Source organism: Brachyspira catarrhinii (assembly GCF_005518285.1).
GTDB lineage: Bacteria > Spirochaetota > Brachyspiria > Brachyspirales > Brachyspiraceae > Brachyspira > Brachyspira catarrhinii.
The window spans coordinates 1-11,125 of the sequence record NZ_SJDU01000040.1; the positions used below are offsets into that span (position 1 = coordinate 1).

The window sequence follows — 11,125 nt, forward strand, 5'->3', positions numbered from 1 at the left end:
ACTCGCCCGAAACTCCAACACTCGCCCGAAACTCCAACTATCGGATTTTTGTTTTTGTCTCTTACAGCGACTATTTTCGTTCCTTTCGATTCCGTATTATTCGTATTCAATATATGAACGGGAATATTCGCTTCGTAAACGGGCTGTAGCGATTCGGGATGCAAAACATTGAATCCTCCGTAGCTCAATTCTCGCATTTCTCTATATGTGAATTCGTCAATAAGTTTCGGACTATCTATTATTATTGGAGACGCCGCAAAAACTCCGTCAACATCGGTAAAATTTTCGTAAATATCCGCATCGACGGCTTTTGCCAAAATTGAACCCGTTATATCGCTTCCGCCTCTCGGAAAAGTCACAACATCGCCTTTCTCCGTATAACCGAAAAATCCGGGAAATATTATTAAAGAACTTTCGTTTTTTAATTTCGATAAATTTTTATAAGATTTCTCCAAAACCGTAGCGTTTCCAAATTCTTCCGAAAGAAAAAGTCCCGCCTCTTTTGGATTAATATATTTAGCTTTCACTCCCAAAGCGTTAATATAAGCCGACACAATTTTTGCGCTTATATCTTCTCCCAAAGCCTTTATTCCGTCTTTAAATTTAACGGCTAAAGATTTGTCTTCCGATATTCTTAATTTTATATCTTTATTAATTTCGTCCAAAAGTTCGTTTGACAAAGAAAGTTCTTCGATTATGCCTTTAAATCTTTCCATTATTATTTTAAGTTCATGACCGCCGTCATTTCCAGAAAGAATGGAATCTGCAAGAGCGATAAGAAGGTCTGTTACTTTTGTGTCTTCTTTGAGTCTTTTTCCCGGAGCCGAAACCACGATTATTCGCCTTTCGTTATCGGCAAGAATGATATCGACTACTTTTTTTATTTGATTTGCGTTAGCCAGAGACGAACCGCCAAATTTTGCAACTTTCATTTTTATTCTCCAAATTTTCAGAAATAAAATTACTATATATAATATTATAGAATTAATTTTTATTCAACTATTTTTAAATATATTTTATAAATATTTGTCAGTATAATGCTTTGAAAAAATATTTATATTAGTGTATAATCTTTTTACAATAGATATTTTTAATTGTTTAAAATTTTAAAATCGTTTTGCGGAGAGGTTATAGTGTATAATTCGGTTATTGGTTACGCTTTTAAGATTATAAAAGGCAATATGTTTTTTTCGGTAATAATGTTTATAATCATATCTCAACTTATGGTTGTAAATTCGATTTTTAGTTTGGTTTGGAAATACGAAATATTATTACAAAGCGATTTGGTTTCTTTTTTCAGAGCTTTTTCGATTTATTCTCTATTTATTTTTATCTTTATATCGGCTTTTCTACTTGCGGCGATTATAAGCGTTTATATTTTTTCGAAAAACAGCAGAATGTTTTCCACTTTAAGAATATTCGGTTCGACAAAATTAGCGGTTAGAAAATTATACACAATATTAAGTTTGCTATACGCTTTAATATCTTTCTTAATATGCGTTATAGAAATTACTATTTTATATATAAGATACAGCGCTCCTATTTTGGAAAGAATCGAAATGCCCGATGTAATCAGCGGAGCTTTTTTAATTTTATGCGCAAATATAGTTTTAATTTTAATTTTTATGTTCGGAGCTTTTATAATAAATTCTATTTTTATAAAGAGAAGTCCTTATGAAGATTTAAGGGGAACATTATGAATATAAAAATTATCAATATTTCAAAAACATTCAATTTGGGCGTGGGAAAATTCAAAGCCTGCGAAGATATAAGTTTGGATATAAATCAGGGCGATTTTATAAGTTTTGTCGGACATACTGGAAGCGGAAAAAGCACTTTACTAAGTATGATTGGCGGAATATTAAATCCAAGCGAAGGTTCTATTTATTACGATTCTTATAAATTGGAAAATCCTTCAGAAGAAATTTTGGCAAGTTTTAGAAGAGAATATTTTTCTTATATTTTTCAATATCCCGTAATAGTTCCGACTTTGAATGTTATCGACAATATATTAATGCCCCTTTCTTTCAAACATAAAATTACCGAAGAAGAAATAAAACAGACTAAAAAAAATATAGAATTATTTTCACTTAAAGAAAAAACTTATTTGAAAGCGTCAAATTTATCTGGCGGCGAAATGAAAAAAGTTTCGATTTTAAGAGCTTTGGCTTACGGTTGCAAATGTTTGATAGCGGACGAACCGACAAGCGATTTAGACCCTTCGACTACAAAAACTTTGATGGAAATATTTACAGAATTAAATAAAAACGGAACTACAATCGTCATGGTAACTCATGCTCATAATATAGCGGCGCATGCGAATAATGTCTATGAAATGTCGGATGGAAGAATCGTTCGATGCTTAAAATAATATAATAATAAAATAAAAATTATTTTAAATTTGTTTTATAAAATATATTATGATATAATAATTAAAATAAATTTTAGAGAGTTTTATGCCAGAATTATTTTTATATATTATAATAGCCATTATTTGGGCAATCATTGGACTTATCAGTCAGGCTTATAAAAAACAAACGGAAAAACAAAAAAAACAATATAATAACAAAAATAAAAAAGTCGTTAAAAAATATCAGAATAATAAATTAGAAGACGAAGAAGAAATTTTTAGAAATCTAAATAAAACTTTGAATAATACTTTAAATAGCGAAAAAACTATTAATAAATCAAAAGTCGAGAAAGTTAATAAAGAAGAAAATAAAATTTATGAAACTTCTTATAAAGATAAAGAAATACTCGAATTGCAAAAAAAATATAATTCTATAATAAATAATAAAAAGAATATAGAAAATATTAATTTGGAAAAATTGAACCTTGATAAAAAGACAAATAATGTAAATAATATGATTTCTTCTTTGAATATAAAAAACGCGATAATTTATAACGCCATACTCGAACCGAAAAGATTAAATTATAAAAGAAAAATTAAAAAGAGTTAAAGTTTAAAATAAAGAGAATAAAAAATGAAATCTTTTGAAGAATTAATTTCCATAGTTAAAAAATTAAGAGGCGAAAACGGATGCGCTTGGGATAAAGTTCAAACTTTCGATAGTTTAATTCCATGTTTTTTGGAAGAGGCTTACGAAGTAGTCGATGGAATTTCTAAAAGAGATTATCAAAATATAAAAGAGGAACTTGGCGATGTTCTTTTGCATATAGTATTTTTTTCGGAACTTGCAAACGATGAAAATAAATTTAATATTGACGAAGTTATAAAAAATATAAATCAAAAACTTATAAGAAGGCATCCGCATGTTTTTGGAGAAAGCGAAATTAAAGATGTTGACGGAATATTAAAACAATGGGATGAAATAAAAAAAGAAGAAAAGGCGGAAAAAGAAAGTAAAAATCATAAAAGCGTTTTGGATGATATTCCCAACTCTCTGCCCGTAATGGAGCGAGCCTATAAATTAATGAAAAGAGCGGCGGGAGTCGGTTTTGAATATAAAAACGCGGACGATTCTTTGAAAAAAGTCGAGGAAGAATTTTTTGAAGTAAAAGAAGCTTATGAAGAATTTTGTAATAAAGAAAAAGATAATAAAGAACATTTGGAAGAAGAAATTGGCGATTTGATTATGACGACTTTAGATTTTGCTCGAATGAATAAAATTAATCCCATTAACTCTCTAATTAAGGCGAATAATAAATTTGTCCGAAGATTTAATTATGTCGAAGAAAAAGCTAGCGAACAAAATAAAAATTTAAATGATATGACTTTGGAAGAGATGGATTTTTTATGGAACGAATGTAAGAAAAGCGAGGCGAAATAAAAATTTAAAAATGTATGAATTGGAGCTAATTATAAATGAAAAAAAACTTTAATAAAGGATATAGCCTATTCGATTTGTTTAAAATAATAATAGACAAAAAATACGAATCGAAAATAAACAGCGAAGAACATATTAACGCTTTGCTCGAAGCTATTAACAGAAGTTCAAAAGACGATATTACTTATAGAAATGAAAATAAATTGACATGTTTGCATTTTGCCGTTCAAATTGGAAGCGCCGATATTGTCAAAGCGTTAATAGAAAAAGGAGCGGATGTTAACGCCATAACCGACAGAGGAGTGACGCCTTTGCATTTGGCTATAGTAAAAAAACAGCCCGAAGATATAATAAAAGTTCTTATTGAAAACGGAGCCGATTATCATATAAAAGAAGCGAATTTTTCGGCAATGGAACTTGCAAAATTAATGGATGTAGATTATATGCATTTGTTTGGCGAGCAGAAAAAATAAATAATAAATCGTTCAAATATTAAAAAATAAAAAGAGTCCGAAATTTTTACGAACTCTTTTTTATATTTTGTTTTCTTAAAATAATTTTTCTAAATTAATTATTATTCGAATATTACTCTCGGATTTTCGTCAATATAAGAAGTCGGAACATTATTCAATTCTTTTAGTTTTGAAATCATAGCGTCTCTTATATCGTTTCCCGTCATAATTATATTTTTTCCTTTCTTTGCTATTGCGTTTCCTTCGCTATCGGTATATCCGTCTCCGCCTAAAAATACGAAACTTGACAAAGCTATATTATAATCTTTTGAAGGGTTTATATCTTCGCCGTTTAATTTTGCGTAAATCAAATCTCCGTTTTCAGCGCTATATTTAACTTCCATTCCTCTCGATAATTGCAAGAAAGCTCCCGCTCCTCTCTTTTTTCCAGATATTTTAAGCATTTCTATAAAATCTCCGCCAGATAAAGAAACTATTATAACCTCGTTGTCGAATGGAAAAAATTCGTTTTGTATCTTTCCTAATGTTATATCTCCGTTTGGAAGCGGAGTTCTTAAACTTCCAGAATTCATTAATACAATATCTATATTAGGATAAGAATCTATTACCAAGTCGGACGCCAAATTTCCAAGCGCCATAGAGTTAGACCTTATTCCTTCATGTTTTAATTCGTAGGGCAAAGTCGCTATTCGAACATTAAATTCTTTATCGACAGTTCCTTTCATTTCGGCAATAAAGTTTAACATTTCGCTATCTTGAGCGATATTTTCGTCCATAGGAATAAGTTTATAAATTAAGTTTGCCTTATCGACTATTCCGTTTGAAACCGACAAATCTACATGTCCCAAATTCATTCCGTAATATCCCGTTTGAACAATCGGAGTTCCTCTAACTATATCAGCTTCTTTCAATTCCGTATGGCTATGTCCTCCGATTATAATATCGAAAGTGTTTGGAATTTCTTCCGCAACTTTTTTATCCGCTTCATAACCGATATGACTCAAAAGAATCGTAATATCGTTGGTTTTATGCAATGGCGTTTTTTTAATAAAATCTTTTAACGCTTTTATCTCTTCATCAAAAATCAAATCTTTCACATATTCGGGATTATAAACCGCATCGGTTGTAGTAAGTCCGATTATCGCGACATTCAAACCATTAACATTAGTAGTAATATAAGGCGTGGCGTATAAGCTGCCATCGGATTTATTTTTTACATTAATCGATAAAGTCGGAAATTTTCTTTCTTTCATTATTTCGGTAAAATTTTCAAGTCCGTAATCCACAAAATGATTCCCTATAGTAGCCGCATCGACTCCTATCATATTCATTATATCAACTTCATCTCTGCCCTTGAAAACAGTCGAATAAACACTTCCCGTAATCGTGTCGCCCGCATGCAAAACTAAAACATTATCGTTAGTCGCTTTAACTTCTTTTATATAAGTCGCTCTTCTCGCCGCTCCGTATTTACGATTTGTTTGCGGATTGTCGCCTCTTGTAATTATAACTTCTTCCTCGTCTCTTCCATGCGTATCGTTCATATGTATTATTGTAAGGTTTCCCGTATTTCCAGTTTTCGTATCTTTGCAGGAAAAAGCGAATATTGAAATAATAGCGAAAGTTAAAAGATAGATAAATTTTTTAATCATATTTTTCTCCTAAAATAGATTTATTATTTTTTATTATATTTTATGATATTATAATTATGCAAAAATTCAATATAAAGGTGCGTTGTCATTGCGAGCCGTTGCAGCGCAGCGTGAGGCGTGGCAATCCAAAATAATAAAATAATTATTATAAAAATACTTTTTGCATTATTATATCGGAAATATATTGAGACAATTCTTCGGGAGTTATATAACAGTCTTTCAATATCCATTCGCCTATTACCGAAATAAAAGCGCCCGAGTAAAAACTTCCCATTATTTCAACCATGTAAGGTCTGCCCGACCGAATCTGTTTCATATCTTTAACGCCTTCTATAATATAAGCTTCGAGATATTTTTGAAGTATTTTTATTATGCTTCCTTCCCTGTTGTTTTGAAAGATTACTTTTAAGTATTTTTTATTGAAGTAAAAATATTTTAATATTTCAATCATTATATCGACATGCGAATCTACCAATTTTCCTTCGATTTTATATTTTCTTAAAAATTCTAAAAATTTCGCTTCGTATTTGTCTAATTTTGATTTTAAAAGTTCGTATTTATCGTTATAATAAGTGTAAAAAGTGCTTCTGTGAATATTGGCTTTGGAACATATATCCATTACTCTAATTTCTTCAAAAGATTTTTCTTCGAGCAAAGCTCCTAAAGAATCTTCAAGCAATTTTTGAGTTTCTTTTATTTTTAAATTATTTTTCTTACTGCGATTTTTCATAAAATTAATGATAACTCCACAAATTAAAATACAAATTAAATATTTATTATATTATTTATTAAAAAAATTTGAATAGTTTATAAATAATTTATTTTGTTTATTTAATTTCATTCTCCGAATTTTTAGAAAAAATCATAAAAACTGTAGATAAAATAATCAAAACCGAACCTATTATAATATTTACGGTTAATTTTTCATCGTATATAAAAGCGGAAACGATTACCGTAGTAGTCGGCTCGAACATGTTTAATATTGAAGCTAAAGAAGAGCCTAATTTTTTAACTCCATAAAGTAAAAGTCCCAAAGAAAAAATTGTGCATAAAAGCGATATTGCCGTAAAATTGTAGAAAACATAAATATTATTGAGTAATTGCAAATCTTTCGTTAATATTCCCGCTATAAAAAATACTATCGAAACCATTAAAGACATATAAAATAATGCGACTATAGTATCCAAACTTGCAAAAGAAGATTTTTTATTTGCGATTATATAAGAGCCGTAAGTAATTGTAGTAAGCAAAGCGTAAATAATTCCTTTAAATGATTCAACGGCAACTATTTTTGTTAAAAGAAATATTCCAACGATTGAAGATAAAGCGGACATTATTTTTAACAAATTAATTTTTTCTTTATAAATCAAAGTCATTAAAATTAAAACGACAACGGGATAACCGAAATGTATCATATTCGTAAGTCCCGCCGAAATATAAAGCAAAGCTTGAGAGAGCAAATAGAAAGTCAAACCCAATCCGACAACGCTAAATATAAATAATTCTATAAATTGTTTTTTATTTATTTTAAAACTTTTCTTTTTGATTATTATAATTATAAATAATGCAATCGAAGTAAATAAATATCTGTAGAAAACTATTGAAATCGAAGAATAACCGTAAGGAATAATATTTTTTACAAATATCGGCAAAAAACCGTATGCTATAGAACCAATTATAACCAATAATATATTAAACATTTTTATTTTCTTTATTCTTGATTTTGAATTTATATTTATAAAATCACTATATAATCTCTTGTTATTAAGGCGTCATAATTTTTATAACCCAATAATTTTAATATATCGTCCGAATGATGTCCCGTTATTTTTTTAGCGTCTTCAGAGTTGTAATTTATTATTCCTCTTGCGAACTCTTCTCCGTTTTCGTCAGCAATGCTCACTATATCTCCTCTTTTGAATTCGTTAATAATTTTTATAACTCCGATTGGAAGAAGACTCGATTCTTTTTCCAAAATCGCTTTTTTAGCGCCAGAGTTTACGATAACTTTTCCTATTATAGTGGTGGCGTAGGCAATCCATCTTTTCTTCGTATTAAGCTCGTCAACTTCTTTTACGGGATAAAAAATAGTTTTGTCTTTAGTTTCAAATATATCTTTAAGAACATCGGGCTTTTTTCCGTTCGCTATAAATAACGCGCAACCCGAACGAGTCACTATTTTAGCCGCTTGAAGTTTAGTTTTCATTCCCCCGCGTCCTCCTTTTGAAGCGTCAAGTCCCAAATTTTCTATTTCTTTAGTAATTTCAAATACTTCATGAATAAATTTTGCGTTTTCGTTTGTTTTCGGATTATCGTCATAGAGTCCGTTAATATCGGAAAGTATTATAAGCAAATCGGCGTCAAGTTCGCTTGCCACCAATGCGGAAAGTTTATCGTTTTCGGAAAAACTTACTTGAGTAATATTTCCTAAAAATTGAACTTCATCGCTCGACACCGTATCGTTTTCGTTAATTATTGGAATTACTTTATATTTTAAAAGAGTGTCGAAAGTCGAACGCAAATTCAAATATCTTCTTCGGTTTGAAAAATCTTCTTCCGTCAATAATATTTGAGCGGTTATTATATCGTATTTTGAAAATCCGTCTTCGTAAGTCGACATAAGCTGAGATTGTCCTATCGCCGCGCAAGCCTGCTTCAAAGAATTTTCGCTCAAATCTACGGCGTTAATTTTTTTAGCTCCGAGTCCGACAGCTCCCGAAGTGACAATAAGAATTTCCTTCCCCATTCTGTGAAATTTGGCAATCGCTTCTATAAAAGAATATATTCGAGCCATTGAAATATATCCGTCTTCTCCTCTCAAAACATTAGTTCCGAATTTGAAAACTATTCTATTTATATTATTTAAATTTATTTCCCGCATTGAAATTTTTAAACCTTTAAAATTTTTATATAGCATATTTTATTTATAATATAATTTCAAGTATAATTTTTATAACGGCAAATTTTTACCAATTTTTACTTGCAGAAATATCTTTATTATGGTAAACTATTAAATCATTAAAATTATTTTTACTTTATTTTTTATTTCAAGGAGAAAAAATTATGTATTTGGAAAATTTAAAAAATGTTAAAATATTATTAATAAGTTTGTTTTCAATTTTATTAATGTCATGCGCCAATAAAGGAAATTCAACGGCTTCTTTGGATTCGATTAATTATTTATCTGGAGGCGCTGGGGATTGGGTTATAAAAATTGACGACCTTTCCATAAATCAAACTAATTTTGAAAACGATTTGGTGGCTTCTATGCAATATCAAGGCGCTAACGAGGAGCAAATATCTTTGGCGAAAAACGATAACGCGACTAAACAATATTATTCGGAAGTTTTAATAAGAGATGTTCTTCTTTTAAAGAAAGCCGAAGAGGATAAATTTTTTGAAAGCGAAGAAGCGAAATCGATAATTAACGCCGCAGTGAGAACTCTTAAAGCTCAATATTATTTACAAAGACGCATAATGGAAGCGAGCAGAAATATTCCCGACCCTACTCCCGAACAGGCGAGAGCGTTTTTTGAACAAGCCAGCAATCAATTAGTTCAAATGTATGGAATAACAAATTATAATACTCAAACTATGCCTACGATTAATCAATTATATAAAGTCGCTTATGCGGAACAAGCGGTTCAAAGAGAAATAACCGATTTGAAAGATAAAGCCATTATAGAAAGAAATAATTCCGTATTGGGAGAGGCGAGTATGATGTCTCCTTTACAACAGCAAGGCGTTCAAACTAATTTACTCCCAAGAGGAAATTAAAATTAATTATGGGAAAGGATAAATGCCTAATAAAAAAGAGGAAAATATTACAACCGATAATAAACCCAAAAAAGTTATTATAAGTAAAAAAGCTCGCGTGGTTAGTTCTTCCGACAATAACGAGGAAACTCAAGCTACCGCGGTAAAAAAGAAAGTTAAAAAAGTTATAAAGAAAAAAATTATAATAAAAACGGAAAAGGTTGAAGATAGCAAACCAGAAACTCCAAAAACCAATATTAAAGAAAAAACCAAAGAAAATTTTAAAGAAAGAGATAGAGAGAGTTCAAAAGAAAAAACTTATTCGCATAGTAGAGAAAAAAGAACGAGAACATCTTTCAGAGAAGAAAGCGGAGATAAAAAACCTTTCAATAGATATTCAAGTAAACCTTCTTTTAAAGAATCCGCCCCGACTCCTCCATCGGAAGAAAGTTCGTATTCAAAAGGCGGAAGAAGAGATTCTAAAAAAAGAGATTACGATAAAAAGAATTCCATAAAAGACGCTAAAGCCGAAGCGGCGTTAAGACAAGAAAATAAAATATTCAATAAAATGCAAGCGAAAAAACTTCAGCAGGAACAGAGACTTGCAAGCGTTGAAAAAGAAATTAATATAATGGAAACGATTACGGTAGGCGATTTGGCAAAGAAGATGAATTTAAGAGCCTCCGATATTATTTCAAAATTAATGGCTATGGGAACAATGGCGAGAGTAAACGATATAATCGACTCGGATACCGCCACAATCATAGCGGACGATTTTGGATGCAAAGTTAATGTAATATCTTTGCAAGAAGAAGCGACTATTGAAATAAAAGAAGACAGAGAAGAAGATTTAAAGCCTCGTCCTCCAGTGGTTACTATAATGGGACATGTCGACCATGGAAAAACATCTCTTTTGGACGCGATAAGGCACAGCAATATAACGGCTAAAGAGAGCGGAGGAATCACTCAAAATATAGGAGCTTATAAAGTAAAAATACCGAGCGGAGAGATTGCTTTTATAGATACCCCGGGGCATGCGGCTTTTACTATGATGAGAGCGAGAGGAGCGAAAAGCACCGACATAGTAATATTGGTAGTGGCATCGGACGATGGAGTTATGCCTCAAACTTTGGAAGCTTTAAATCATGCGAAAGAAGCGAATGTTCCTATTATAGTCGCAGTTAATAAAATGGATTTGCCAAACGCTAGTATGGATAAGGTTAAAGCGGCTTTATCCGAATACGGACTCACGCCCGAAGAATGGGGAGGAGACACTCAATATATAGGAGTAAGCGCTTTGCAGAAAACGGGAATCAACGAATTGTTGGAAGCGATTATTTTGCAGGCGGAAATGCTCGAATTAAAAGCGAATCCCAATAGAGAAGCGATAGGAATAGTTTTGGAAGCGTCTTTAGACCAAGGACGAGGACCTGTCGGAACGGTTTTAGTTCAAAAC

The 11,125-nt window shown here is 30.9% G+C and carries 12 protein-coding genes; 7 read left to right on the forward strand and 5 right to left on the reverse strand.

Features of this window, described 5'->3' with window-relative positions; all coding sequences use genetic code 11:
• Nucleotides 1-932 (reverse strand): aspartate kinase (locus EZH24_RS02735; RefSeq protein WP_137997599.1); only part of this gene is annotated, 932 nt, incomplete at its 3' end.
• Nucleotides 933-1,133: 201 nt separating this feature from the next.
• On the opposite strand from EZH24_RS02735, the gene EZH24_RS02740 reads away from it, so the two are divergent.
• The 5 genes from EZH24_RS02740 (at nucleotide 1,134) to EZH24_RS02760 (ending at nucleotide 4,261) form a co-directional block, all read left to right on the forward strand.
• Entirely contained in the window at nucleotides 1,134-1,700 is a 567-nt protein-coding gene (locus EZH24_RS02740; protein WP_137997600.1) for an FtsX-like permease family protein, read from the forward strand.
• Nucleotides 1,697-2,371 (forward strand): ABC transporter ATP-binding protein, encoded by a 675-nt coding sequence (locus EZH24_RS02745; RefSeq protein WP_137997601.1) that lies wholly within the window; start codon nucleotides 1,697-1,699, stop codon nucleotides 2,369-2,371. The genes EZH24_RS02740 and EZH24_RS02745 overlap by 4 nt, the downstream gene beginning before the upstream one ends.
• 85 nt (nucleotides 2,372-2,456) lie before the next feature.
• Nucleotides 2,457-2,960: a hypothetical protein gene (locus EZH24_RS02750; RefSeq protein ID WP_137997602.1), complete on the forward strand. Its 504-nt coding sequence runs from the start codon at nucleotides 2,457-2,459 to the stop codon at nucleotides 2,958-2,960.
• A gap of 24 nt (nucleotides 2,961-2,984) precedes the next feature.
• The gene (gene mazG, locus EZH24_RS02755; protein WP_137997603.1) at nucleotides 2,985-3,791 is read left to right on the forward strand and encodes a nucleoside triphosphate pyrophosphohydrolase; all 807 of its coding nucleotides are present in this window, start codon (nucleotides 2,985-2,987) and stop codon (nucleotides 3,789-3,791) included.
• 35 nt (nucleotides 3,792-3,826) lie between these two features.
• Complete coding sequence (locus tag EZH24_RS02760) at nucleotides 3,827-4,261, forward strand: ankyrin repeat domain-containing protein (protein ID WP_137997604.1); 435 nt, start codon at nucleotides 3,827-3,829, stop codon at nucleotides 4,259-4,261.
• Between the two features lie 101 nt (nucleotides 4,262-4,362).
• On the opposite strand, the gene EZH24_RS02765 is transcribed toward EZH24_RS02760, so the two are convergent.
• The 4 genes from EZH24_RS02765 to proB form a co-directional block, all read right to left on the reverse strand.
• Nucleotides 4,363-5,913 carry a bifunctional metallophosphatase/5'-nucleotidase gene (locus tag EZH24_RS02765; protein ID WP_137997605.1) on the reverse strand — a complete coding sequence of 517 codons (1,551 nt, stop codon included), beginning with the start codon at nucleotides 5,911-5,913 and terminating at the stop codon, nucleotides 4,363-4,365.
• A 145-nt stretch (nucleotides 5,914-6,058) separates the two neighbouring features.
• On the reverse strand, nucleotides 6,059-6,643 hold the full coding sequence (locus EZH24_RS02770; protein WP_137997606.1) for a TetR/AcrR family transcriptional regulator C-terminal domain-containing protein: 585 nt from the start codon (nucleotides 6,641-6,643) through the stop codon (nucleotides 6,059-6,061).
• A 97-nt stretch (nucleotides 6,644-6,740) separates the two neighbouring features.
• A complete protein-coding gene (locus EZH24_RS02775) occupies nucleotides 6,741-7,613 on the reverse strand; it encodes a DMT family transporter (RefSeq protein ID WP_137997607.1) in 873 nt (290 codons plus the stop codon).
• Between the two features lie 35 nt (nucleotides 7,614-7,648).
• Nucleotides 7,649-8,794 (reverse strand): glutamate 5-kinase, encoded by a 1,146-nt coding sequence (gene proB / locus EZH24_RS02780; protein WP_137997608.1) that lies wholly within the window; start codon nucleotides 8,792-8,794, stop codon nucleotides 7,649-7,651.
• Nucleotides 8,795-8,976: 182 nt separating this feature from the next.
• Between proB and EZH24_RS02785 the strand changes: the two genes are divergently transcribed.
• Nucleotides 8,977-9,690: a hypothetical protein gene (locus tag EZH24_RS02785; protein ID WP_137997609.1), complete on the forward strand. Its 714-nt coding sequence runs from the start codon at nucleotides 8,977-8,979 to the stop codon at nucleotides 9,688-9,690.
• Between the two features lie 22 nt (nucleotides 9,691-9,712).
• Nucleotides 9,713-11,125, forward strand: a 1,413-nt coding sequence (gene infB, locus EZH24_RS02790; RefSeq protein WP_137997610.1) for a translation initiation factor IF-2, incomplete at its 3' end; no start/stop codon positions are given.